The 22644-nt window shown below is 73.4% G+C and carries 26 protein-coding genes; 5 read left to right on the top strand and 21 right to left on the bottom strand.

What is annotated here, in order from left to right; genetic code table 11:
- Positions 1-83 precede the first annotated feature (83 nt).
- The 13 genes from IE331_RS05255 to IE331_RS05195 form a co-directional block, all read right to left on the bottom strand.
- Complete coding sequence (locus IE331_RS05255; RefSeq protein WP_192141122.1) at positions 84-1184, bottom strand: pyridoxal-phosphate-dependent aminotransferase family protein; 1101 nt, start codon at positions 1182-1184, stop codon at positions 84-86.
- Between the two features lie 10 nt (positions 1185-1194).
- Entirely contained in the window at positions 1195-2565 is a 1371-nt protein-coding gene (locus tag IE331_RS05250; protein WP_192141120.1) for an FAD-binding oxidoreductase, read from the bottom strand.
- Between the two features lie 39 nt (positions 2566-2604).
- The gene (locus tag IE331_RS05245; protein WP_192141118.1) at positions 2605-3843 is read right to left on the bottom strand and encodes an MFS transporter; all 1239 of its coding nucleotides are present in this window, start codon (positions 3841-3843) and stop codon (positions 2605-2607) included.
- Between the two features lie 98 nt (positions 3844-3941).
- Entirely contained in the window at positions 3942-4154 is a 213-nt protein-coding gene (locus IE331_RS05240; RefSeq protein ID WP_201931114.1) for a hypothetical protein, read from the bottom strand.
- Between the two features lie 94 nt (positions 4155-4248).
- Positions 4249-5124: a bifunctional DNA-formamidopyrimidine glycosylase/DNA-(apurinic or apyrimidinic site) lyase gene (gene mutM / locus IE331_RS05235; RefSeq protein WP_192141116.1), complete on the bottom strand. Its 876-nt coding sequence runs from the start codon at positions 5122-5124 to the stop codon at positions 4249-4251.
- 7 nt (positions 5125-5131) lie between these two features.
- Positions 5132-5965, bottom strand: coding sequence for a ribonuclease III (gene rnc, locus IE331_RS05230; protein WP_192141114.1), 834 nt, complete (start codon positions 5963-5965; stop codon positions 5132-5134).
- Positions 5931-6116 carry a 50S ribosomal protein L32 gene (gene rpmF, locus IE331_RS05225; RefSeq protein ID WP_192141112.1) on the bottom strand — a complete coding sequence of 62 codons (186 nt, stop codon included), beginning with the start codon at positions 6114-6116 and terminating at the stop codon, positions 5931-5933. The genes rnc and rpmF overlap by 35 nt, the downstream gene beginning before the upstream one ends.
- Before the next feature lie 129 nt (positions 6117-6245).
- Positions 6246-6782: a YceD family protein gene (locus tag IE331_RS05220; protein WP_449866960.1), complete on the bottom strand. Its 537-nt coding sequence runs from the start codon at positions 6780-6782 to the stop codon at positions 6246-6248.
- Between the two features lie 71 nt (positions 6783-6853).
- Positions 6854-7390, bottom strand: a complete 537-nt coding sequence (locus IE331_RS05215; protein ID WP_192141108.1) for a hypothetical protein — start codon at positions 7388-7390, stop codon at positions 6854-6856.
- Complete coding sequence (gene coaD / locus IE331_RS05210) at positions 7387-7884, bottom strand: pantetheine-phosphate adenylyltransferase (RefSeq protein ID WP_192141106.1); 498 nt, start codon at positions 7882-7884, stop codon at positions 7387-7389. The genes IE331_RS05215 and coaD overlap by 4 nt, the downstream gene beginning before the upstream one ends.
- Before the next feature lie 4 nt (positions 7885-7888).
- Positions 7889-8488, bottom strand: coding sequence for a 16S rRNA (guanine(966)-N(2))-methyltransferase RsmD (gene rsmD / locus IE331_RS05205; protein ID WP_192141104.1), 600 nt, complete (start codon positions 8486-8488; stop codon positions 7889-7891).
- Positions 8485-10716: an ATP-dependent DNA helicase RecG gene (locus IE331_RS05200; protein WP_192141102.1), complete on the bottom strand. Its 2232-nt coding sequence runs from the start codon at positions 10714-10716 to the stop codon at positions 8485-8487. The genes rsmD and IE331_RS05200 overlap by 4 nt, the downstream gene beginning before the upstream one ends.
- Positions 10717-10732: 16 nt before the next feature.
- Positions 10733-12403, bottom strand: coding sequence for a DAK2 domain-containing protein (locus IE331_RS05195; protein ID WP_201931103.1), 1671 nt, complete (start codon positions 12401-12403; stop codon positions 10733-10735).
- A 215-nt stretch (positions 12404-12618) separates the two neighbouring features.
- On the opposite strand from IE331_RS05195, the gene rpmB reads away from it, so the two are divergent.
- Positions 12619-12804 carry a 50S ribosomal protein L28 gene (gene rpmB / locus IE331_RS05190; RefSeq protein ID WP_192141100.1) on the top strand — a complete coding sequence of 62 codons (186 nt, stop codon included), beginning with the start codon at positions 12619-12621 and terminating at the stop codon, positions 12802-12804.
- A gap of 69 nt (positions 12805-12873) precedes the next feature.
- Here rpmB and IE331_RS05185 read toward each other — a convergent pair whose 3' ends face one another.
- Positions 12874-13845 carry a thiamine-phosphate kinase gene (locus tag IE331_RS05185; RefSeq protein WP_192141742.1) on the bottom strand — a complete coding sequence of 324 codons (972 nt, stop codon included), beginning with the start codon at positions 13843-13845 and terminating at the stop codon, positions 12874-12876.
- A gap of 116 nt (positions 13846-13961) precedes the next feature.
- On the opposite strand from IE331_RS05185, the gene IE331_RS05180 reads away from it, so the two are divergent.
- The gene (locus tag IE331_RS05180) at positions 13962-14198 is read left to right on the top strand and encodes an Lrp/AsnC family transcriptional regulator (protein WP_028645383.1); all 237 of its coding nucleotides are present in this window, start codon (positions 13962-13964) and stop codon (positions 14196-14198) included.
- A gap of 54 nt (positions 14199-14252) precedes the next feature.
- On the top strand, positions 14253-14720 hold the full coding sequence (locus IE331_RS05175; RefSeq protein WP_192141098.1) for a DUF3515 domain-containing protein: 468 nt from the start codon (positions 14253-14255) through the stop codon (positions 14718-14720).
- A gap of 6 nt (positions 14721-14726) precedes the next feature.
- On the opposite strand, the gene IE331_RS05170 is transcribed toward IE331_RS05175, so the two are convergent.
- The gene (locus IE331_RS05170; RefSeq protein WP_192141096.1) at positions 14727-15875 is read right to left on the bottom strand and encodes a D-alanine--D-alanine ligase family protein; all 1149 of its coding nucleotides are present in this window, start codon (positions 15873-15875) and stop codon (positions 14727-14729) included.
- Positions 15876-15885: 10 nt separating this feature from the next.
- On the bottom strand, positions 15886-16425 hold the full coding sequence (gene pyrE / locus IE331_RS05165; RefSeq protein ID WP_201931099.1) for an orotate phosphoribosyltransferase: 540 nt from the start codon (positions 16423-16425) through the stop codon (positions 15886-15888).
- Between the two features lie 42 nt (positions 16426-16467).
- Here pyrE and IE331_RS05160 point away from each other — a divergent pair, with 42 nt between their 5' ends.
- Positions 16468-17559 (top strand): trans-sulfuration enzyme family protein, encoded by a 1092-nt coding sequence (locus IE331_RS05160; RefSeq protein WP_192141094.1) that lies wholly within the window; start codon positions 16468-16470, stop codon positions 17557-17559.
- 12 nt (positions 17560-17571) lie between these two features.
- Here IE331_RS05160 and IE331_RS05155 read toward each other — a convergent pair whose 3' ends face one another.
- Complete coding sequence (locus tag IE331_RS05155) at positions 17572-18570, bottom strand: NAD(P)H-dependent glycerol-3-phosphate dehydrogenase (protein WP_192141092.1); 999 nt, start codon at positions 18568-18570, stop codon at positions 17572-17574.
- Positions 18567-19358 (bottom strand): lysophospholipid acyltransferase family protein, encoded by a 792-nt coding sequence (locus IE331_RS05150; protein WP_192141813.1) that lies wholly within the window; start codon positions 19356-19358, stop codon positions 18567-18569. Before IE331_RS05150 ends, IE331_RS05155 begins: the two co-directional genes overlap by 4 nt.
- 121 nt (positions 19359-19479) lie before the next feature.
- Here IE331_RS05150 and cofC point away from each other — a divergent pair, with 121 nt between their 5' ends.
- On the top strand, positions 19480-20106 hold the full coding sequence (gene cofC, locus IE331_RS05145; protein WP_201931097.1) for a 2-phospho-L-lactate guanylyltransferase: 627 nt from the start codon (positions 19480-19482) through the stop codon (positions 20104-20106).
- Positions 20107-20179: 73 nt separating this feature from the next.
- Here cofC and IE331_RS05140 read toward each other — a convergent pair whose 3' ends face one another.
- From IE331_RS05140 to leuD, 3 genes are all read right to left on the bottom strand, one after another.
- Positions 20180-20896, bottom strand: a complete 717-nt coding sequence (locus IE331_RS05140) for an HU family DNA-binding protein (RefSeq protein ID WP_192141088.1) — start codon at positions 20894-20896, stop codon at positions 20180-20182.
- Between the two features lie 226 nt (positions 20897-21122).
- Complete coding sequence (locus tag IE331_RS05135; RefSeq protein ID WP_192141086.1) at positions 21123-21959, bottom strand: alpha/beta fold hydrolase; 837 nt, start codon at positions 21957-21959, stop codon at positions 21123-21125.
- A 75-nt stretch (positions 21960-22034) separates the two neighbouring features.
- Positions 22035-22643 (bottom strand): 3-isopropylmalate dehydratase small subunit, encoded by a 609-nt coding sequence (gene leuD, locus IE331_RS05130; RefSeq protein ID WP_192141084.1) that lies wholly within the window; start codon positions 22641-22643, stop codon positions 22035-22037.
- Between the last annotated feature and the right edge of the window lies 1 nt (position 22644).

Here is a 22644-nt window from a genome sequence, read left to right as displayed (position 1 = left end):
GCGGGGAAGCGCGCAGCGCGCCTCACCCTACCCGCCGGGACGGCCGGATCGTGGCACCCCGGCCGGGTGCGGTCGTGGCCCCCTCAGGCGCTCGCCAGCGCCTCGCGGAGCGCGGACAGCACCAGCAGGGCGGCGTCCGGCCGGGCGTTGTGGCCCATCAGCCCGATCCGCCAGACCGAGGCGGCGTACGGCCCCGCGCCGGCGCCGATCTCGATGCCGTGCCGCTCGAGGAGGGTACGCCGCACGGCGGCGCCGTCCACGCCGTCGGGGACCCGGACCGTCGTCAGCTCGGGCAGCCGGTGCCCCTTCTGCGCGAACAGCTCCAGACCCATCTCCTCCAGGCCGTCCTGGAGCTGACGCCCGGCGGCCTCGTGCCGGTCCCAGACGGCGGGCAGTCCCTCCGCCAGGATCCGGGTCAGCCCCGCGTGCAGGCTGGCGACCATCGCCACCGGGGCCGTGTGGTGGTAGGTGCGTCCGCCGGAGCCGCCCGCGGCCCCCGCCTCGCCGACGTACCCGCCGAGCAGCCCCAGGTCGAGGTACCAGGACTGCGGCCGCTCGACTCGGCGCTCGAACGCCCGGTCGTTGATCGTGAACGGGGCCAGCCCCGGCGCCACGCCCAGGCACTTCTGGGTGCCGGCGTACCCCACGTCGACGCCCCAGTCGTCGGCCCTCAGCTCGATGCCGCCGATGCTGGTCACCGCGTCGACGAGCAGCAGGGCGTCCCCCTTGCCGGCCCCGAGGGCGGCGATGTCGGAGCGCACGCCGGTCGAGGTCTCGGCGTGGACCGCGGCGATGATGGCCGGAGCCGGGTGCGCGGCCAGCACCCGCTCGACGTCGACCGGGTGCCCCCACTCGTGCTCGACGGCGACCACCTCGGCGCCGCAGCGGGCCGCGACGTCGCACATCCGCTGCCCGAACAGTCCGTTGACGGCGACCACGACCACGTCACCGGGGTGCACCGTGTTGACGAACGCCGCCTCCATGCCGGCGGAGCCGGTCGCGGAGATCGGCAGGGTGCGGGCGCTGGTCGTGCCCCAGGCCTGGCGGAGCTGGTCGCAGGTGGCGTCCATGACGTCGAGGAACGCCGGGTCCAGGTGGCCCAGGAGGGGTCGGCCGAGCGCGGCGGTCGCCTCCGGGTAGGGGTTGGCGGGGCCGGGGCCGAAGAGGTGTCGCTCGTGGATCATGGCCCCGACGCTACAGAACCGCGCCGGGGTTGAGGATGCCGTCCGGGTCGAGGGCGTCCTTCACCCGTCGGTTCAGGGCCATCACCTCGGGTCCGAGCTGGTCGGGGAGGGCGGCCTTCTTGGCCCGCCCCACACCGTGCTCGCCGGTGATCGTGCCGCCCAGGGCGATCGCGGCCTGCATCACCGCGTCGAAGGCCAGCCGGGCCCGCTTCTCGGAGGCCGCATCCGTGGGGTCGTAGACGACGATCGGGTGGGTGTTGCCGTCGCCCGCGTGGGCGATGACCGGGATCTCCACCTCGTGCTCGGCGGCGATCGCGGCGATCGCCCGGAGCAGGTCGGGCAGCAGCGGGATCGGCGCGCCGACGTCCTCGAGCAGGAGCGCGCCCCGGGTCTCGATGGCGGGGATCGCTATCCGGCGTGCCTGCACGAACATCTCGCCCTCGTCGGGGTCGTCGGTCGAGAAGACGTCGGCCGCGCCCTCCTGCTCGCACACCGTGCGGAGGGTGGCGATCTCCGCGTCCCGCACGTCGCCCGGAGCGTCGGACTGGGCGAGCAGCAGCGCCCCCGCGTCCCGGTCCAGCCCCATCGGCCGGTGGTCCTCGACGGCGTTGATCGAGGCCCGGTCCATGAGCTCCATCATCGACGGCCGGAGTCGGCGCCGGACCCCGACCACGGCCCGGGCAGCGGCCTCGACGGTGGGGAAGGAGGCCACCATCGTCGACGGCCGGCCCTGACCGGGGACCAGCCGCAGGATCACCCGGGTGATCACCCCGAGCGTGCCCTCGCTGCCCACGAACAGCTTGAGCAGGCTGAGGCCGGCGACGTCCTTGATCCGCGGGCCGCCCAGCGTGACCAGCGATCCGTCGGCGAGCACCACGTCCAGCCCGAGCACGTAGTCGGTGGTCACGCCGTACTTGACACAGCACAGCCCGCCCGCGTTGGTGGCGACGTTGCCACCGATGGAGCAGATCTCGAACGAGGACGGGTCGGGCGGGTACCACAGGCCGTGCTCGGCCGCCGCCGCCTTCACCTCGGCGTTGAACGCCCCGGGCTCGGCGACCGCGACCTGGCAGTCGGGGTCGACCTCGACCGCTCGCATCCGGTCCAGGCTGAGGGTCAGCGCCCCGTCGAGGGCACTGGAGCCCCCCGACAGCCCGGTCCCGGCACCGCGCGGCACCACCGGCACCCGGTGCGCCGCCGCCCAGCGGACCGCGACCTGCACCTGCGCGGCGTCCTCGGGGCGGACCACCGCGAGCGGCGTGCCGGTGGTCGGGTCCCGGGTGTAGTCGTGGCGGTAGCCCTCGATGCGGTCGGGGTCGGTGAGCACCACCCCGTCCGGCAGCGCGGCGACGAGGTCGTGGAGATCTCCGAGCCGGTCCATGCCCCCATGGAACCACCGGGTGGCGAGGAGCGGGAGGGCTCAGCCGGCTGCAGGGGGCAGATCGTGCGGCTCGTCGAGATGCGCGATGTGGTCGAGCTGGCTCCAGATCAGGACCAGGATCACGGCCGAGCCCGCGAAGGCGAACCAGAACGCGGCCGGCACGCCGAAGGCGCCGGCCAGGACGCCGCCCAGCGCCGAGCCCACCACGAGCCCGGCGAAAACCCCGACCAGGTAGACGCTGCCCACCCTGCCCTGGAAGTGCGTCGGCACGGCCCGCATGCGGATGGTCCGCGAGGTGGTGCCCCACACGAACGCGTGCGCGCCGAAGACGAACAGGATCACCAGGGCGACCGCGAACGAGGTGTTGAGGGCCAGGGCCAGGTGGGTGAACGTCTCGATGACCAGGCCGATGCGCATCATCAGGGCCAGGCCGAGGGTCCGCTCCAGCCAGCCGTAGCCCAGCGTGCCCACGAGTCCGCCGACGGCACCGACGCTGGTGAGCAGTCCGAAGCCGACCTCCCCCCTGCCCAGCACCTCGATGGAGTAGAGCACCAGGACCGAGAACGCGGCGCCGAAGGTCACGTTGAAGGTCACGATCGCGATCGTCAGCGTGCGCACCGGAGGGTGGTTCCACGTCCACCGGAAGCCCTCGCGGATCTGCTGCCGGGAGGGGCTGCGTCGGGCGGGCGCCGATGGGGGGCGGATCGCCATCCGGGAGATCAGCACCGCGCCCAGCGCCACGCAGACGCCCTGCACCACGAACGGCCACGCCATGCCGGCCGCGAACAGCGCCGCACCGATCGGGGGGCCGACCATCTGGTTGGCGGTGATCATCCCGGCCATGATCCGGGCGTTGCCGAGGCCGAGGTCGGCCTTCTCGACCACCATCGGCAGCAGCGTCCCGGTCGTGGTGTCCGCGAACACCTCGGCGACGCCCAGGAGGAACATCGCCGAGAGCACCACCGCGATGTCGACCACCCCGGTGGCGATCGTCGTCGCGAGCGCGGCCAGCACCCCGGCCCGGGCCAGGTCGACCGACGCCACCAGCAGGCGTCGGTTCACCCGGTCGGCGATCGCCCCGGCGTACAGGCCGAAGAGCAGCCAGGGCAGGCGTTGCAGGAGCACCGCGGAGGCGACCAGCTCGGGGCTGCGGGTCTGGGAGGCGATCAGCAGGGGGCCGGCGGCCAGGGCCAGCCCGTCGCCGATGTTGGTGGCCCAGGACGCCCCGAGGAGCCAGCGGAAGTCGCGGCCCATCCGGGCGGGCGCCACCGTCTCCATGACCCGATTCACAAGAACCGCACGCTACGGGGATCGGTGACCCCGCGTCACCCCCGGTGCCGTCGCCGCCCCGCGAGGGGCTCGGCGGCGCGGGCCGGTCAGACCGGCTGCATCTCCTCGATGGGCTCGAGGAGCGCCGCGGCCTGGGCGGCGGTCAGCGACGCGTTCTCCTGCTGCAGTCGTGCCACCTGCGCTTCGAGGTCGGCCAGTCGGCCCCGGAGGCTCCGGTTCTCGGCGGCCAGACGTTCGGCCACCTGACGTGCGGGATTGCGCTGGTCGCTGCTCATGTAGCCGAGGAGCGCCTTGGCCATGCCTAGCCTCCGAGGATGAGGAGTGTCGAGGGGCCGCGGTCCGGTACCGGGCCGTCTTCAAGCGTCCCACCGCAGCACCGGGCAGTCAATGCCGTCAGGCCCCTCGGGCCCGCCTGGCCCGCGGCGGCCTCTGACAGGTCGGGCAGAAGAACGACGAGCGGTTCATGAAGGCCGCCCGGCGGATCGGGGTCCCGCACCGGTCGCAGGGCTCGTTCTCGCGCCCGTAGGCCGACAGGGACCGGTCGAAGTAGCCGCTCTGCCCGTTCACGTTGACGTACAGCGCGTCGAAGGACGTGCCGCCCTCGGCGAGCGCGGCCCGCATGACCTCGCAGGCGTGCCGGGCGAGGTCGAGCACCTGGGCCCGGGTGAGCCGGTCGCCGGGCCGGTCGCCGTGCAGCCCGGCCCGCCACAGGGCCTCGTCGGCGTAGATGTTGCCGACCCCGCTGACCAGCGTCTGGTCGAGCAGCAGCCGCTTGATCCCGGCGGTACGCCGGCGCACGCGGCGCGCGAACTCCTCCAGGTCGAACTCCGGGTCGAGGAGGTCCCGGGCGATGTGGGCGATCTCCGTGGGCAGCTCGGCGCCCGCGGGCGAGACGAGCATCCCGCCGAACATCCGCTGGTCCACGAACCGCAGCTCCCGGTCGTCGCCCGGCTCGGGGCCGGACAGGGCCAGGCGCACTCGCAGGTGGGTCTCGTCCGGTGCCCCGGGCGGCTGCACCAGCAGCTGGCCGCTCATCCCCAGGTGCGCCAGCAGGGCGTCGCCGGAGTCGAGGGGGAGCCAGAGGTACTTGCCGCGCCGCCGGGCCGCGAGCACGGTCCGGCCGGTGAGCGCGGCGGCGAAGCCCGTCGGGCCACCGGCGTCACGTCGCACCGGTCGGGGGTGCCGGACCTCGACGCCGGCGACGGCGGCACCGACCGCGTGCGCCTCCAGCCCGCGACGGACCACCTCGACCTCGGGCAGCTCGGGCACGGTGGGCTCAGTCGGCCACGGGTGCGGGGGTCTGGCCAGAGTCGAGCCCAGAATCGACGCCAGAGTCGCACTCGGACGCCGGGGCGGTCCCGTTCGGCCCGGCGGTGCCGGCGACCTCGACGATCTCGCCGTAGGCGGTCTCGGCGGCCTGCTGCTCCGCCTCCTTCTTCGACCGGCCCACGCCGTGGCCGTAGAGCCGCTCCCCCACCCGCACCTGGGCGGTGAACGACTTCATGTGGTCGGGCCCGGCCGCCTCGATGACGTACTCCGGCACCCCGAGCGAGTGCTCGGCGGACAGCTCCTGCAGGGAGGTCTTCCAGTCCAGGCCGGCGCCCAGGCCGGCAGCGGCCTCCATGAGCGGGTCGAACAGCAGGTGCACGACCTGGCAGGACTGCTCGAAGCCGGCGGAGATGTAGACGGCGCCGATCACCGCCTCCACGGTGTCGGAGAGGATCGACGCCTTCTCGCGGCCACCGGTGGACTCCTCCCCGCGACCCAGCTTGACGTGCTCGCCCAGGCCGATCGTGAGGGCGACCTCCGCGAGCGCGCGGGCGTTGACCACGGCCGCACGCAGCTTGGCCAGCCGTCCCTCGGAGAGGTCCGGGTGGCTGCGGTAGAGCGTCTCGGTGACCACCACGCCGAGGACCGAGTCGCCGAGGAACTCCAGGCGCTCGTTGGTCGGGAGCCCACCGTTCTCGTAGGCGTAGGACCGGTGCGTCAGGGCGCGCTCGAGGAGCTCGGGATCCAGGTCCGGATTCCCGAGCGCGGCCCGCAGCTCGGCGTAGGTGGTCAGGGGAGCGACGTGGTCAGAGGACCTGGCGACGGTCGGCCTTGGCGCCATACTGGCCGCACGCGCCGCACGCGCGGTGCGGGAGGTGCTTGGCGCCGCACGCAGGGTTGGCGCACGTCACCAGGGACGGCACGGCGGCCTTCCACTGCGAGCGACGGTGGCGGGTGTTGCTGCGCGACATCTTCCGCTTCGGGACTGCCACTGTTCTCTCCTCGATCTCGTCCGGCGGGCCGGACGGGTCATGTCGTTCAGGTGGTCGTGCACCCAGTCGGTGCTCGGTCGAGCGCTGGGTCGTGCCGGATCGTGCCCGGGTCGTTCTGGTCCTGCTGGCTCACGCCGGGGCGTCGCCCGGGTCCTGCCGTAGTGCCGCCAGGCCGGCCCACCGTGGGTCGACCGGGTCCTCGTGCCCGTGATCGGGATCGTCCGCCAGTCGCGCACCGCACTCGGTGCACAACCCGGGACAGTCCTCCTCGCACAAGGGCTGGAACGGCAGTGCGAGCACCACCGCATCACGCAGCACCGGTTCGAGATCCAGCAGGTCCCGTTCGAGCCGGCTGACATCGTCGTCCTGGTCGTCCCCCTGTCGGGAGTCCCCGTCGTCGTCGTAGACGTACAGCTCCTGGAACCGGGCCTCGACCTCGTCGGTGACCGCATCCAGGCAGCGTACGCACTCGCCGGCGAGCCCGGCCGTAGCCGTGCCCGTGACCAGGACGCCCTCCATGACCGCCTCGAGCCGCAGGTCGAGCACGACCGGCGATCCCTCGGGGACGGCAAGGACTTCGATGCCAAGATCCGCCGGCGCCGGAACGGTCTGCTCGACCTCACGCTGGGACCCCGGGCGTCGGCCGAGCTCGCGGGTATCGAGCACGAGCGGCGCTCTCGGGTCCAAGTGTGGGGTTCTCACGTCATCAATTCCGGGCACGACAAATCGGCCCGAGTTTACCCGGTGTCCGGGTCGGTGGGCAAAACGTCGTCGGGCTGGGCGTCCGGCCTGGAGTCGGGTTGGGTGCCGGGCTGGTCGAACTGGCTGCTGCCGGTCAGGTGCACGATGCCGCGCCGCACCTCCGACAGCGTCCGCTCGAGGGTGTGCTCGAACTGGGCGAAGCGCTGCTCGACGTAGGAGTCGACCTCCTTGCGCAGCGCGGCGGACTCGGTCCGGGCCTCGGAGAGGATCCGGTCCGCCTCGCGCTGGGCCAGCCGGAACACCTCGGAGTCCGAGACCAGCGTGTCGCGTCGGAGCTCGGCCTGCCGGACCACCTCGATGGCGATCGACTCGCCCTCGGCCAGCACCTCGTCTCGGCGGGCCACGACGTCCGCGGACTCGGCGCCGGCGGCGTTCAGCGCCACCTCGAGACGGTCGATCGCGTCGAGCAGCTCCCCGCGGTTGACCACCGCGGAGGCCGACATCGGCATCGATCGCGCGTCCCGGACGGCGCTCCGCAGGGCCTCGACCTCGCGGCGTACCTCCTCGTTCACGACCCCTCCTCCGAGCGCCGCACGGCCAGGCGGTCCTCGAGCAGCTCGTGGACGAAGCCGGGCACCAGGCCGGAGACGTCGCCGCCGAAGGTCGCCACCTCCTTGACCAAGCTGGAGGCGAGGAAGGAGTACTCCGGGCTGGTGGGCACGAAGACGGTCTCGATCTCGGCCAGGCTGGAGTTCATCTGGGCCATCTGGAGCTCGTAGTCGAAGTCGCTCACGGCCCGCAGTCCCTTCACGATCGCGTGGATGTCGCGCTCCTGGCAGAAGGTCGTCAACAGGCCGCTGAAGCCGTCGACGGTGACGTTCGGGAAGTCCGCGCACACCCGCCGCAGCATGTCGATCCGCTCCTCGGCGGAGAACAGGCGACTCTTGGACTTGTTGACCCCGACCGCGACGACCACCTCGTCGAACAGGAACGAGGCCCGGGACACGATGTCGATGTGCCCGTTGGTGACCGGGTCGAACGACCCGGGGCAGACGGCTCTGCGCACGCTCCTACCGTTCCTCTCGTGAGTGTTGCTCGTCGCTGTCCCCCTGCGACCGGCGACCATACCTCAGGACGCTCTCCCCGTACCTCTTGTCACCCTGGTGCTCGAGTCCGGCCGGCCAGGCGTGGTCGCTCCCCCGGGTGCCGCGCTCCACGACCACCATGCCCTCGGGGGCGACCCAGCCGTGCCGGACCAGTGCGGTCAGGGCGGCGGTCACGTCGTCGTCGGGCATCGGGTAGGGCGGGTCGAGGAACACCACGTCGTACGCCGCGGGCGGGGTGCGGGCCAGGGTCGTCTCGACGCCCGCGGCCAGCACCTCCACCGGGCCCAGGCCCAGTGCGGTCGCGTTCTCGGAGATCAGCCGGGCGGTGCGCCGGTCCCGCTCGACGAGGGTGACCGCGGCGGCTCCCCTGGACCGGGCCTCGAGGCCGATCGCGCCGGACCCGGCGTAGAGGTCGAGGAAGCGGAGCCCGGAGAGCGTGCCGACCCTGGCCTCAAGGGCGGAGAACAAGGCCTCGCGCACTCGGTCGCTGGTGGGCCGGGTCGCGCTGCCCGGCGGCGTCCGCAGCCGTCGCCCGCCGGCGCTGCCGCCGATGATCCGGGTCACGAGCGCTCCAGGTAGTCGCTGCGCTGGTCGCGCTCGAGGTCGTCGACGGCCGCGCCCAGCAGCGGGAGGCCGGCCAGCAGCGGGTCCTCGGCCAGCAGCGCCTCGGCCTCGGACCGCGCGGCCACGATCGTCTTCTCGTCGCGCAGCACCCTCAGCTGGCGCAGGCCGGACCTGAAGCCGGACTGGGAGGAGCCGAGCACGTCACCCTCGTGGCGCTGCTCGAGGTCCACCCGGGAGAGCTCGAAGCCGTCGGCAGTCGCGGCGACCGCGGCGAGCCGCTCCATCGCCTGGCTGCCGGGCTCGGCATGGGACACCAGCAGGCACAGCCCGGGCAGTCCCCCGCGACCGACCCGGCCGCGCAGCTGGTGCAGCTGCGAGACACCGAACCGGTCGGCGTCGAGCAGCACCATCGTGGTCGCGTTGGCCACGTCCACGCCCACCTCGATCACGGTCGTGGCGACCAGGACGTCGATCCTCCCCGCGGCGAAGTCCCGCATCACCCGGTCCTTCTCCTCCGCAGGCAGCCGGCCGTGCAGCCGCTCGACCCTGAGCCCCGCCAGCGGCCCCTCCGCGAGCCGGGGGGCCACCTCCTCGACCGCCGACAGCTCCCCCTCGCGCGCCGCCGGCAGCACCGCGCCCTCCTCCGTGACGTCGACCTGGTCGACCTGGCCCTCCTCGGCCTCGTCACCCCCGATCCGGGGGCAGACCACGTAGGTCTGCTGGCCCCGGCCCGCCTCCTCGCGGACCCGGGCCCACACCCGCTCGAGCCAGTGCGGCTGCTCCCGCAGCGGCACCACCGTGCTCTGGACGGGAGCCCGACCGGCGGGCAGCTCGCGCAGGGTCGAGACCTCGAGGTCGCCGAAGACGGTCATCGCGACCGTGCGCGGGATCGGGGTCGCGGTCATCACCAGCAGGTGTGGAGGGCTGCCCGCCTTGTCCGTGAGCGCGGCCCGCTGCTCGACGCCGAACCGGTGCTGCTCGTCGACGACGACGAGGCCGAGGTCGGCGAACTGCACCCGGTCCTCCAGCAGTGCGTGCGTCCCGACGACGATCCCCGCCTCCCCCGACGCCATCCGCAGCATCGTCTCCTGCCGGGCCTTGCGGCCCATCGAGCCGGTGAGCAGCGCGACGTCGGTGCCCTCCTCCGCGCCGCCGAGCATGCCGCCGGCCGCCAGGTCGCCGAGCATGGCGGTGATCGAGCGGTGGTGCTGCTGGGCGAGCACCTCGGTCGGGGCCAGCAGCGCGGCCTGCCCGCCCGAGTCCACGACCCGCAGCATGGCCCGCAGCGCGACCAGGGTCTTGCCGGAGCCGACCTCGCCCTGCAGCAGGCGGCTCATCGGGTGCTCCCGGCCGAGGTCCGCCTCGATCTCGCGGCCGACGTCGACCTGCCCGCGAGTGAGCTCGAACGGCAGCCGGGAGTCGAAGGTCGCCAGCAGGGGGCCGCCGCCGGTGCGCGGTCGGGCGCCGAGCGCGCGGACCGCTGCCCGTCGGCGGGCGAGGAGCAGCTGGGTGACCAGTGCCTCCTCGAAGCGGAACCGCTTGCGGGCGGCCCCCACCTGGGCCCAGTCGTCCGGGGTGTGGATCCAGCGCATGGCCGTGTGCACGTCGGGCAGCCCCTGCCGCTCCCGCAGGTCGGCCGGCAGCAGGTCGGGGAGCTCGTCGACCACGGTCAGCGCGAAGGCGACCACCCGGGCGACGTCCCAGGTCTGCACCGCGCCGGTGACCCGGTAGATCGGGAACAGCGCCTTGATCGTCTCGACCATCTGCCGGGCGGAGGCGGCCTTGGTCTCGTCCTCGCCGAACATCACCATCTGCGGGTTGGTCAGCTGCCACTCGTCCTGGAACCGCCCGACCTTGCCGGTGAACACCCCCGTGCTGCCGGCCGGCAGCCGGCCGAGCTGCCACTCGGCGATCCGGGGCCTGCGGGCGAAGATCGTCAGCCGGAGCGGCGGGCCGTCGGTCTCGAGCAGCGCCTCGACGCGGGGCGTGCGGCCGCTCACCAGCCGGCTGTGCCGGACCCGCCCCACGATCGTCAGCGGCTGGCCCTCCTCGAGGCGGCGCACCTCGGTGACCTCCCCCGTCTTCAGGTAGGTGCGCGGGAAGTGCCAGAGCAGGTCCCCGACCGTCCGCAGGCCGAGCGACTTCTCCAGCGAGGTGGTCTTGGCCTTGTCCTTGGCCGAGGCGCCCAGGACGGTGGCGATCGGGGAGTCGAGGGTGATCCCGGTCATGGCTGGCTCCTGGGCCTCATTCGACGGCGACGAGCAGGGGGTAGCGCTCCTGCCCCCCGTCGTACACCACCACGTCCACCGTGGGGTGGTGCGACTCGACATGGGCCGCGCACCGGCCGGCCAGGTCGGTGGCCCCCTCGCCCGCGACCAGCGTCACCAGCTCGCCCCCGCCGCCCACGAGCCGCTCGATGACTCCCGTCGCCACGGTCTCGAGGTCGTGACCGACGATCGCGAAGTCACCCTCGATCACCCCGAGCACGTCGCCCGGCTCGCAGGGACCCGCCATCGTGATCGCCTGCCGGACGGCGACGGTGACCGCACCGTGCCGTGCGTGTCGGGCGGTCGCGGTCATGTGCAGGACGTCCTGGTCGAAGGAGCGGCCGGGCTCGTGCACCGCGATCGCGGCCAGGCCCTGGACCTGCGCCACGCTCGGGATCACCGCGACCCGGACCCGGCCCTGCTCCTCCGCGGTGCGCGCGGCGATCTCGGCCACCCGCACCGAGTCCGGGTCGTTGGGCAGCACGACCACCTCGGCCGCGGAGCACCGCTCGATCGCCTCGAGGATCATGCCGGTGCTCGGCCGGCGGCCCGGTCCCCCGTCGACCACGACCGCCCCGGCCTGCGCGAAGAGCTCGTGCAACCCGGATCCGGCCGCCACGGCCACCACCGTCCGCCCGTCCCGCACGGTGCCGCCGCCGGTGCGACCGGTGCCGCTCTCCCCGGCGGCGGCGACCTGCTCGGCGAAGTGGGTGACCCGGACCCGATGCGGCCGGCCGGCCTCGAGGCCGGCCTCCAGCGCGGCGCCGACGTCGTCCACGTGCACGTGGACGTTCCACAGCCCGTCCCCGCCGACCACGACCAGGGAGTCGCCGAGCGGGGCCAGCGCGGCCCGCAGGGTGCCGATCGCGTCGTCGTCGGCGTCGAGGAGGTACATCACCTCGTAGGCGGGGCCCCCGGGGGTCAGGTCGTGGGTCGGCATGGGCACCGGGATCCGGTGCCGGCCGAGCTCCCGGCCGGGCTGCCGGGAGGCGGCGACCGGCCGCCGACCCGTGAGCGCGGTCTCGGCCGCGTCGAGGATCACGCACAGGCCCCGGCCGCCCGCGTCGACCACGCCGGCATCGGCGAGGGTCTGCAGCTGGGTGGGGGTCTCGGCGAGCGCGGCCCGGGCCGCGCCCGCGGCGGCGGCGACGACCGGCCCCAGCCGCAGGGTCGGGTCCTCCGCGGCGGCGGTGGCGGCGTCCGCGGCGGCCCGCGCCACGGTGAGGATGGTGCCCTCGACGGGGGTGCCGACCGCGGCGTAGCTGGCATCGGTGGCCTCGGTCATCGCGGCGGCGAACACCGCGGCCGACCGGTCCTGCGACCCCGCCCCGGCGATCCGGTTGGCCAGGGCACCGAGCATCTGCGACAGGATCACCCCCGAGTTCCCCCGGGCACCGAGCAGGGCGCCCCGGGAGAACGCCTGCATGGCCGCCGACAGGTCTGCTCCGGGGTCCCCGCCGGTGGCCTCCTGGAGGGCCTCGCGGGCCGCGGAGACGGTGAGGAACATGTTGGTGCCGGTGTCCCCGTCGGGGACCGGGTACACGTTGAGGGCGTCGATCTCCTCACGGGCGTCGGCCAGCGCCGCGACGGCCAGGTCGACGAAGCGCAGGACGGCACCCAGCTCGAACGTCGCGCGGGCACTCCCCACAGCACACCTCCGCTCTTCCCTGCCCAGCCGTCTTCCCTGCCCAGCCGTGAACCAGCCCCGAGCCAGCCCCCGGGGACAGCCCACAGGCTAGTGGCGGACGGCGATTTCCGCGTTGCCGAGGGCATCGGATACTCTTGTGCGGTTGCCCGAGCGCCGGTGTCCTGCACCTGCTCCGGGCCCGTCAAGTCCCAGTTCCGATCTTCCAGGAGTGCACGGTGGCTGCCGTCTGTGACATCTGCGCCAAGAAGCCGGGCTTCGGTCACAACCGGCCGTGGTCCCGCAAGATTACGAAGCGTCGCTTCAACCCGAACATCCAGCGCGTCCGGGCGACCGTCAATGGCTCGCCCCAGCGCCTCAACGTGTGCACCGGCTGCCTGAAGGCGGGCAAGGTCTCGCGCTGAACCGAGCTGCCGAGAGGCCCTCGCCCCGCCAGGGGTGGGGGCCTCCGGCCGCTCTCGGGCCCGCTGGCCCTAGAAGTGCGTCCACCCGGTCGGGCCGTCGTACGCCTGCCCGTCGACGGTGACCGCCGGCTGGTCGGGGTCCCGCTCGGAGACCGAGCCGATCACCTGCCACCCGGTCGGCACGTCGGCCGCGGTGGCGAACGTCGCCAGCAGCGGGTGGTCGTCGCCGCCGCCCAGGATGAAGCCGAGCGGGTCCGCGCCGAGCGCGGCTCCGACCGCCTGGAGCGGCTCCGGCACGGCGAAGGCCTCCCGGCGGACGTCGAGCGCGACGCCCGAGGCGTCGGCGACGTGCGCCGCGTCGGCCAGCAGCCCGTCGGAGACGTCGATCATCGCGGTCGCCCCCGCGTCCGCGGCGACCTGCCCGGCGGCGTACGGCGGCTCCGGTCGGCGGTAGGCCTCGACCAGCACCCGCGGTGAGCGGAACCCGCGGCCCAGCACCGCCAGCCCGCCCGCGGCCCAGCCCTGCCGACCCACGAGCGCGAGCACGTCCCCCGCGGCCGCACCCGAGCGCAGCACCGGTGCGACCGTGCAGGCGCCGAGCACCGTCACCGAGATCACCAGCACCTCGGAGCGGGTCAGGTCGCCGCCGACGACCGAGGCGCCCACCTTGGCGCACTCCTCGGCGAAGCCACGGGCGAAGTCGAGCGCCCAGGCCGCCGGGAGGTCGGCGGGCGCGGCCAGCCCGACCGTGAGGGAGGAGGCGGTGCCGCCCATCGCGTTGATGTCGGAGAGGTTCTGCGCCGCGGCCCGGGCACCGACGTCGGCGGCGTCGACCCAGTCCCGACGGAAGTGCCGGCCCTCCACCATGAGGTCGGTCGAGACCACCACGTGGCCGGTGCGGACCCGCAGCACGGCGGCGTCGTCACCGGGGCCGACCAGCACGTGCTCGCCCTGCTCGAAGATCTCCTGCAGCGCCGCGATCAGGCCGAACTCACCGGCGTCCGAGACGGTCGCATCGGGTGGGAACGGGGCTGCGGGCATGCCGGTCATCCCACCAGTCTGCGGCGCGGCGGGCACCTACCGACACGCGGGGGCGAGGCGGTAGGTTGGCACCGCAATGTCCCGGGGCCCAGTCCCCCCAAGACCAAGGAGCGCTGATGGTCGTCCAGGCCTACATCCTGATCCAGACCGACGTCGGCAAGGCCGCGGAGGTCGCCACCGCCATCGCCCAGGTCAAGGGCGTCACGCTCGCCGAGGACGTCACCGGTCCCTACGACGTGATCGTGCGCGCCGAGGCCCGCAACGTCGACGAGCTGGGCAAGCTCGTGGTCTCCAAGGTGCAGAACCTCGACGGCATCACCCGGACGCTCACCTGCCCGGTCGTGCACATCTGAGGGGTCCGCAGACCCGACCTCGCCGTGCCACCTGACGCCGGCGGACGACGCCCCGTGCCCCTGCGGGCAGGGGGCGTCGTCGCGTCGGCGCTCCTGCTCGCCGGCTGTGCCGGACCCGTCGAGATCGACGCGCCACCCGTCGACAACGCCACCGCACGGGCCTGTGCCGCCTTCGTCGAGGCCCTGCCCGCCGACCTCGACGGCGCCGAGCGACGCGACACCACTCCGGCAGAGGCCCGCGGCGCCGCCTGGGGCGACCCCGCGGTCACCGTCACCTGCGGTGTCGGCGAGCCGGACGGGTTCACCCGGTTCTCCGCCTGCGAGGAGGTGGACGGGGTGGGCTGGTACGTCCCCGACGAACAGCTCACCGACCAGGGTGCGGACGCCGAGCTGACCACGATCGGGGTGGAGCCGGCGGTGCGCCTGCTGGTGCCGGCGGAGCGGCGACCGCCCTCCGGGATCCTGGTCGAGCTCTCGGCCGTCGTGGCCGACACCCTGGAGCTGGCCCGACCCTGCGTGTGAGGTGGCTCAGCGCAGCCCGGCGTCGCGGGCCAGTGCCAGCCCGATGAGCCGCTCGACCAGCGCCGGGTAGTCCATCCCGGTGGCCGCCCACATGCGCGGGAACATCGAGGTGGGGGTGAAGCCCGGCATCGTGTTGAGCTCGTTCACCACGAGCGAGCCGTCGGCCAGCAGGAAGAAGTCGACCCGGGCCAGGCCCTCGCAGCCGACGGCGTCGAACACCCGGGCGGCCAGTGCTCGGATCGTGGCGGTGACCTCGTCGGGCAGGTCGGCGGGCACGTCGAGGCTGGTGCTCTCCTCGGGGAGGTACTTCGCCGCGAAGTCGTAGAACTCGTGGTCGCCGCCGACCCGGACCTCGGCCGGAAGGCTGGTCTCGGGTGGCCCGTCGACCGTGCCGAGCACCCCGCACTCGATCTCGCGGGCGTCGGCGGCGAAGCCCTCGACCAGCACCTTGGGGTCGTGCCGGCGTGCCTCCTCCACGGCGTCGTCGAGCCCGGAGGCGTCGTGCACCTTGGAGATGCCGAAGCTGGAGCCGCCGCGGGCGGGCTTGACGAAGAGCGGGTAGCCGAGCTCGGCGGCGCGCTCCCGGCACCCCGCGCGGTCCTGCCGCCAGGCACGGTCGGTGATGGCGAAGGACGGCATCAGCGGCACCCCGGCCTCGCCCAGCACCACCTTCATGAAGGCCTTGTCCATGCTCACGGCCGAGGCCAGCACGCCGGCGCCGACGTAGCGCACCCCCGCCATCTCGAGCATCCCCTGGATGGTGCCGTCCTCACCCCAGGGACCGTGCAGCAGCGGGAAGACCACGTCGACCTCGCCGAGCGTCCGGGGCGGGCTGGACGCCTCGCTGACGACCAGGTCGGTGGCCTGCGCGGTCCGGGCCAGGCTCACCCCGGCGCCGGTCCCGTCCACCCGTGGCAGCTCACCGGACTCGCTGATCCGCAGTCGCTCGGGGTCCCCGGAGTCGAGCACCCACCGGCCGTCCTGGGCGATGCCGATCGGCACCACGTCGTACTTCTCCCGGTCGATGGCGGCCAGCACGCTCCCGGCGGTCGCGCACGAGATCACGTGCTCGCTGGAGCGGCCGCCGAAGACGACGGCGACGCGCGGCCGGTGAGCGGGGTCGGTGGTGGGAGGGGTCGTGGAGTCGTGGGACATCGGCGCGACCCTACCCGCGGGCGGCGTCGAGCTCGGCCCGGGTCAGCACCGGGCGCACCTCGAGCCCGACGTCGGCGAGCGGGCTCTCCCCCACCGGGCTCCGGTCGATCGCGCAGACCACGACCTCGACCACCGCCCCCGCCTCCCGGAGGGCCAGGGTCGCGTCCCGGACCGCCCCGCCGGTGGTGATGACGTCCTCGACGATCGTCACCCGGCGGCCTGCCACCTCCGGCCCCTCGGCGAGCTTGCAGGTGCCGTACTCCTTCGCCTTCTTCCGCACGAAGAGCGCCGGCAGCCCGGTGCGCGCCGAGACCATGGTCGCGATCGGCACACCGCCGAGCTCGAGGCCGCCGAGCAGGTCGGTCCCCGCGGGCACGAGGCCCTCCATCTGCGCCGCCACCCGGGCGAGCAGGGCGGGGTCGGACTCGAAGAGATACTTGTCGAAATACTCCGAGGCGACCTGTCCCGAACGCAGCGTGAACCGGCCGTGCAGGCGGCAGCAGGCGTCCACGTCGCGGGCGAGGTCGGGGTCGGCAGGCAGGTCGGTCACGGGCCCCATCATGTCGCACACCGCGCCACCTAGGCTTCTCCCATGCCCGACACCTCCCCCGATCTGCCCCAGCCCACCGGCCTGCGCCCCGCGACGCTCGCGGTGACCGCCGGACGCCCCGAGCGGGTCGCCGACAACCCCCTCAACGAGCCGATCACGATGGCCTCGACGTACGTCGCCGGCGGCGAGGTGGAGTACGGCCGCTACGGCAACCCGACCTGGGCGGCGTTCGAGGAGGCCCTCGGCGCCCTCGAGGGCGGCCGGTGCCTGTCGTTCGCGACCGGCCTGTCGGCCGTGGCGACGATCCTCGACCTGGTCGGAGCCGGTGGGAGGGTCGTGGCCCCGCGGCACTCCTACACGGGGACGGTCATGCAGCTCGCCGACCTCGAGGCCCGCGGCCGCCTGGAGGCGGTGCTGGTCGACATCACCGACACCGACGAGGTCGTCGCCGCCTGCGCCGACGCGGCGCTGGTGTGGCTGGAGTCCCCGACCAACCCGGCGCTGGAGGTCGCCGACATCCCGACGATCCGCGCCGCGGCGCACGACGCCGGGGCCTACGTGGTCGTCGACAACACCTTCGCCACGCCGGTCCTCCAGCAGCCGCTGACCGACGGGGTGGACCTGGTCGTGCACTCGGCGACGAAGTACCTCTCCGGCCACAGCGACGTGCTGCTCGGCGCCGTGGTGACCAACGACGACGAGCTCTACGGCGTGCTGAAACAGCGCCGCGACCTGGTCGGCGCGGTGCCCGGCACCCTCGAGGCCTGGCTCGCCCTGCGCGGGCTCCGCACGCTGCACCTGCGGGTGGAGCGGGCGCAGGCCAACGCCCGCGAGCTGGCCGGCCGCCTCGAGGGACACCCCGCCGTCGGCGAGGTGCGCTACCCCGGGTCCGGCGGGATCGTCTCGATCGTGCTCGCCCAGGGCGCGATGGCCGCGGACCTCCTGACCCGCAAGACCAGCCTCTGGGTGCACACGACCAGCCTCGGAGGCGTCGAGTCGACCTTCGAGCGCCGGCGCCGCTGGAAGGCGGAGGCGGCCACGATCCCGGACGCCCTGGTGCGCCTCTCGGTCGGGATCGAGGACGTCGAGGACCTCTGGGCGGACCTCGAGCGGGCCCTCGACGCCCTCACCTGAGTGCGGCGCCCCTCAGTCGCGCTCGGCCTTCGGGTCGCGGGCGATGAAGGCGTCCATCATCTCGTTGGCGGTCATCCGCCCGGCGACCACCGCGTCGACGTGCTGGGCGATCGGGGCGTCCACGCCGTTGCGCCGGGCCAGGTCGAGGATCGACGAGCACGACTTGGCGCCCTCGGCGACCTGCCGGGTCGAGGCGTAGATCTCGTCGGTGGTCATCCCCTGACCGAGCTTCTCCCCGAACGTGCGGTTCCGCGAGAGCGGCGAGGAGCAGGTGGCCACCAGGTCCCCGAGACCGGCCAGCCCCATCAGGGTGAGCGGGTCCGCGCCGAGTGCGTAGGCCAGCCGCGCCGTCTCGGCCAGGCCGCGGGTGATCACCGAGGCCGTGGTGTTGTCGCCGAAGCCGAGCCCGACGGCCATGCCGACGCTGAGACCCACGACGTTCTTGTAGGCGCCGCCCAGCTCGCAGCCGAGCACGTCGGAGGAGGTGTAGGGCCGGAACGCCTTCGAGTGGCACAGCTGCTGGAGGCGTTGGGCGACCGCCTCGTCCGCGCACGCGACCACGGAGGCGGCCGGCTCCCGGCGGGCGATCTCCTTGGCCAGGTTCGGCCCGCTGACGACCGCGATCCGCTCCGGGCCGGCGTCGGTGACCTCGGCGATGACCTCGCTCATGCGCTTGACCGTGCCGAGCTCGACGCCCTTCATGAGCGAGACCAGCACGGCGTCCCGCGGGACGTACGGCGCCCACTCGGTGAGGTTCTCCCGGAGGCTCTGCGACGGCACCGCGAGCACCACCACGCCGGCATCGGCCAGCGCCTCCTCCGGGTCGTGCGTGGCCCGCACCGCCGGGGGCAGCTCGATCCCCGGCAGGTAGTCGGAGTTCTCGCGACGCTCGTTGATGGTGTCGCACACGTCCTGACGACGACCCCACATGGTCACCTCGCTCCCGGCGTCCGCGAGCACGAGCGAGAACGCCGTGCCCCACGAGCCTGCCCCGAACACCGCCACCTTCATTCTCCGCGCCTGCCCTTCTTGTGCCTGGTCCTGTGCTGAGTGGTCCGCCGCCGGTTCGGGTTGCCGATCTCCCGGACGCCGGAGCTGCGGGGGTCGAAGCGCCGGGCCGGGGCCGACCCTCCCCGGAGCTCCTCGAGGAGCCCGGTGATGGCTGCCATGATCCGGTCCGTGGCCGCGCGGGTCGCGGCCGGGGTCGGGCCGTCGGCGAGCAGGTCGTCCAGCGCGAGCGGCGGGCCCACCCGGTAGGTCACCCGCTTCCGCGGGAACGGTCGCGGCCTGCCGTACGGCGGCAGCAGGTCCTGCACCCCCCAGTGCGCCACCGGGATCACCGGGCACCCGGTTGTCAGCGCGATCCGGGCGGCACCGGTCCGGCCGGTCATGGGCCACAGGTCCGGATCCCGCGTGATCGTCCCCTCGGGGTAGACCACGACGCACTCCCCGGCCCGGACCGCGGCGACCGCCGCGTCGTACGCGCTCCCCGCCTCGGTGGAGAGTCGCTTCACCGGGATCTGGCCGGCGCTGCGCAGGAAGTACGCCAGCAGGCCGTTGTCGAAGAGCCCGGACTTGGCCAGGTAGCGGGGCAGCCGACCGTGGTCGTAGACGAGGTGCGCGGTGGTCAGCGGGTCGGCGTGCGAGACGTGGTTGACGACCAGCACGCAGCCGCCCGTGGCCGGGATGTTCTCCCCGCCCAGCCAGGTGCGGCGCGTGGTGGCGAGCATCAGCGGCTTCACGATCGCCACCCCGAGCGTGAACGCCCAGCCCCGGGGTCGGTCGAGCCTGCGCCTCACCGTTCCCCCTTCGTCGTCGGCGGCCATCGCGCCAGGCGCCGGGTCCGCGAGCAGGCTACCGGCACTCCGCCCCGGGGAGCGTGGTCCGCGCTGCCGGTCGGCGTGGTGGCAGGATTCCCGGGTGACCACCGCAGCGACCTCCTTCACCGTCCTGGTGCCGGTGAAGCCGCCGGTGCGCGGCAAGTCCCGGCTGGCGGGCCTGCCCGACGACCAGCGGCAGCGGCTGGCGGCCGCCTTCGCCCTGGACACGATCACGGCCGCCCGCGCCACCGCCTCGGTGGGCGAGGTGATGGTGGTGACCGACGACCACGCGTTCGCGGCGACCGCCCGCGAGCGGGGGTGCACCGTGCTGCCGGACGGGGTGAGCGGGGACCTGAACGCGACGCTGGTCCAGGCCGCCCACGAGGCCGTGCGCCGCTGGCCGGGCTCCGGGCTGGCCGCGTTGTGCGCGGACCTGCCCGCGCTGCGACCCGAGGACCTGGCGGGCGCGCTGGCACAGGTCCCGGCGGGAGGAGCCGCGTTCGTGGCCGACGCCCACGGGACCGGGACGACGATGTACGCCGCAGCCGTCGGGCACTTCGACCCGCACTTCGGCGTGGGCTCGAGAGCGGCACACCTGCGGGCCGGTGCCACCGAGATCCCCGGGCGGATCGCCTCGCTGCGCCACGACGTCGACGACGTCGGCGACCTGGGCCGTGCGCTGGTGCTGGGGGTCGGGACGGAGACCGCCCTGGCCAGCGGCAGGTGACCGCCCCCGGACGCCGCGCGGCGCCCGACCGCCGGGACTCGGCAGTGGGGCGCCGCACGACGCACTGAGAGGTTCAGGCCTTCTTGGCGGGGGCCTTCTTCGCAGTGGACTTCTTGGCAGGGGCCTTCTTCGCAGGAGCCTTCTTGGCGGGCGCCTTCTTCGCGGTGGACTTCTTCGCAGGTGCCTTCTTCGCCGTCGACGACGAGGCCGTCGACTTGGAGGCCGACGTCTTCTTCGCCGGCGCCTTCTTCGCGGCGGACTTCTTCGCGGGCGCCTTCTTGGCCGTCGACTTCGTTGCCGTCGACTTCGTGGCGGTCTTCTTGGCAGGAGCCTTCTTGGCCGTCGACGTCGAGGCCGTGGACTTGGTCGTCGACGCCTTCTTGGCCGGCGCCTTCTTGGCGGTGCTCTTCTTCGCCGCCCCCGCGGCGGCACGCGCCGGCGCGGTCGCCGCGGCGGCCGCCTTGCGGGCCGGGGCGGTCGCCTTCTGCACCGCAGACAGCTTCGGCAGCTTCTTGGCTCCGGAGATGACGTTCTTGAGGTCCGCCCCCGGGGTGAACTTGGGCACGGCGGTCTTCTTGGCCTTCATGCGCTCGCCGGTGCGGGGGTTGCGCACCCACCGCGCCTCGCGGACCCGCTTCTCGAACGAGCCGAAGCCCGTGATCGCGACCTTCTCGCCGCGGGCCACCTCGCGAGTGATCGTGTCCAGGACGGACTCGAGCGCGTGAGACGCCGCCTTGCGGTTCCCCTCGTATCGCGCGGAGAGCGCGTCGATGAGTTGTGACTTGTTCACTAGTTTCCCTTCCAATGAACGCCTGAAGCCGGACTCATGACCGACTTTCCTAAACGCACGCTAGGTATTCGTGGCCCTCGCCACAATCACCACGCGCGCTCAACAGTGGCCTATTTTCTGGGCGTTCCGTCGGCGAATCGCCCAAATGGAGGAGTCCCGGCCGCGTCGCGGCCGGGACTCTTTGGGACTTTTCCCTTGCACACAAGGGAATTCGTCACAGGCTGGGTCAGTCGCCCGACGTCGAGGTTGCCAGGAAGTCCAATAGCGCGGTGTTGAACTCGTCGGCGTGACTGACGTTGAAACCGTGCGGCCCGCCGTCGATCACGACCAACGAGCTGCCGGCGACGGACTCGTGGGTGCGCCGGCCCGAGACCTCGAAGGGCACGATCCCGTCGCTGCCTCCGTGCAGCACCAGCGCCGGCACCCGGATCTCGGCCAGGTCCTCGCGGAAGTCGGTGCGCGCAAACGAGCCGATGCAGAGCAGCACCGCCTCGTCCCGGGCCGGCTCGGCCATCGCCAGCGCCTCCTGCACCTGCTCCTCGCTGACCTTCAGCTCCTCCCCCGCGGAGAAGAACGCGGGCATGAAGCCCTCGAGGAACCCCGTGCGGTCGCTGGCCACGCCCTGCTCCATGCCGTGCGCGTCGTCGTCGCCCAGCCCACCCTCGGGGTTGTCGTCGGTCTTCAGCAGGTACGGCGGGACGGCACCGGCGAACACGACGGACGCGAGCCGCTGCTCGCCGTACCGGCCGACGTAGCGCGCCACCTCGCCGCCGCCCATCGAGAAGCCGACCAGCGTGACCTGTTCGAGGTCGAGCTCGGTGAGCAGCGCGTCCAGGTCCGCGGCGAGGGTGTCGTAGTCGTAGCCGGTCTCCGGCTTCTCCGACTCGCCGAAGCCGCGGCGGTCGTAGGTGATCACCCGGTAGCCGGCGCCGGAGAGGGCCGGCACCTGGTGCGCCCACGAGGCCCCGCTCAGCGGCCAGCCGTGGATCAGCACGACCGGGCGGCCGTCACCGCCGGTGTCCTCGTAGTGCAGGGTCAGGTCGTGGGACGTGAGCTCGGGCATGCGACACCTTCCTTCGCGCTCTCCCGGACCGGCGCGAGGCCGGGACGGGTCGGAGCCCTCCCGGTGCCCGATCAGTCAGCGAGCATGCTGGGTGGCCGGCTTCCAGGCCGGCCGACCCGCCTCGTACGCCGCGATGTCGGCGTCGTGACCGAGGGTGATCCCGATGTCGTCGAGACCCTCGAGGAGCCGCCAGCGGGTGTAGTCGTCGATGTCGAACGAGTCGACGATCGCCTCCTCGCCCTCCCCGGCGCGGACCGTCCTCGACGTCAGGTCCACGGTGACGCTCGCGCCCGGGTTCGCCTCGAGGTGCTCCCAGAGCCTCTGCACGACCTTGTCGTCGACCTCGGCGGCCAGCAGGCCGGCCTTGCCCGCGTTGCCTCGGAAGATGTCGGCGAACCGGGCCGAGATCACGGCCTTGAACCCGTAGTTCTGCAGCGCCCACACGGCGTGCTCGCGCGAGGAGCCGGTGCCGAAGTCCGGGCCGGCCACCAGCACCGAGCCGGCGGCGTACGCGCTGCGGTTGAGCACGAAGTCCGGGTCGTTGCGCCAGGCCGCGAAGAGCCCGTCCTCGAAGCCGGTGCGGGTGACCCGCTTGAGGTAGACCGCGGGGATGATCTGGTCGGTGTCGACGTTGCTGCGGCGCAGCGGGACCCCGACGCCGGTGTGGGTGGTGAACGCGTCCATC

It is taken from the genome of Nocardioides donggukensis (genome assembly GCF_014842875.1).
GTDB lineage: Bacteria > Actinomycetota > Actinomycetes > Propionibacteriales > Nocardioidaceae > Nocardioides > Nocardioides donggukensis.
This window is presented reverse-complemented; position numbering and strand designations above follow the sequence as displayed.

Bases quoted from the DNA above. Each gene is read 5' to 3' on its own strand.
- IE331_RS05255 (WP_192141122.1), bottom strand. From the start codon at position 1,184: ATGATCCACGAGCGACACCTCTTCGGCCCCGGCCCCGCCAACCCCTAC.
- IE331_RS05250 (WP_192141120.1), bottom strand. From the start codon at position 2,565: ATGGACCGGCTCGGAGATCTCCACGACCTCGTCGCCGCGCTGCCGGAC.
- IE331_RS05245 (WP_192141118.1), bottom strand. From the start codon at position 3,843: ATGGAGACGGTGGCGCCCGCCCGGATGGGCCGCGACTTCCGCTGGCTC.
- IE331_RS05240 (WP_201931114.1), bottom strand. From the start codon at position 4,154: ATGGCCAAGGCGCTCCTCGGCTACATGAGCAGCGACCAGCGCAATCCC.
- rnc (WP_192141114.1), bottom strand. From the start codon at position 5,965: ATGGCGCCAAGGCCGACCGTCGCCAGGTCCTCTGACCACGTCGCTCCC.
- IE331_RS05200 (WP_192141102.1), bottom strand. From the start codon at position 10,716: ATGACCGGGATCACCCTCGACTCCCCGATCGCCACCGTCCTGGGCGCC.
- IE331_RS05185 (WP_192141742.1), bottom strand. From the start codon at position 13,845: ATGCCCGCAGCCCCGTTCCCACCCGATGCGACCGTCTCGGACGCCGGT.
- IE331_RS05180 (WP_028645383.1), top strand. From the start codon at position 13,962: ATGGTCGTCCAGGCCTACATCCTGATCCAGACCGACGTCGGCAAGGCC.
- IE331_RS05170 (WP_192141096.1), bottom strand. From the start codon at position 15,875: ATGTCCCACGACTCCACGACCCCTCCCACCACCGACCCCGCTCACCGG.
- IE331_RS05160 (WP_192141094.1), top strand. From the start codon at position 16,468: ATGCCCGACACCTCCCCCGATCTGCCCCAGCCCACCGGCCTGCGCCCC.
- IE331_RS05155 (WP_192141092.1), bottom strand. From the start codon at position 18,570: ATGAAGGTGGCGGTGTTCGGGGCAGGCTCGTGGGGCACGGCGTTCTCG.
- IE331_RS05135 (WP_192141086.1), bottom strand. From the start codon at position 21,959: ATGCCCGAGCTCACGTCCCACGACCTGACCCTGCACTACGAGGACACC.
- leuD (WP_192141084.1), bottom strand. From the start codon at position 22,643: ATGGACGCGTTCACCACCCACACCGGCGTCGGGGTCCCGCTGCGCCGC.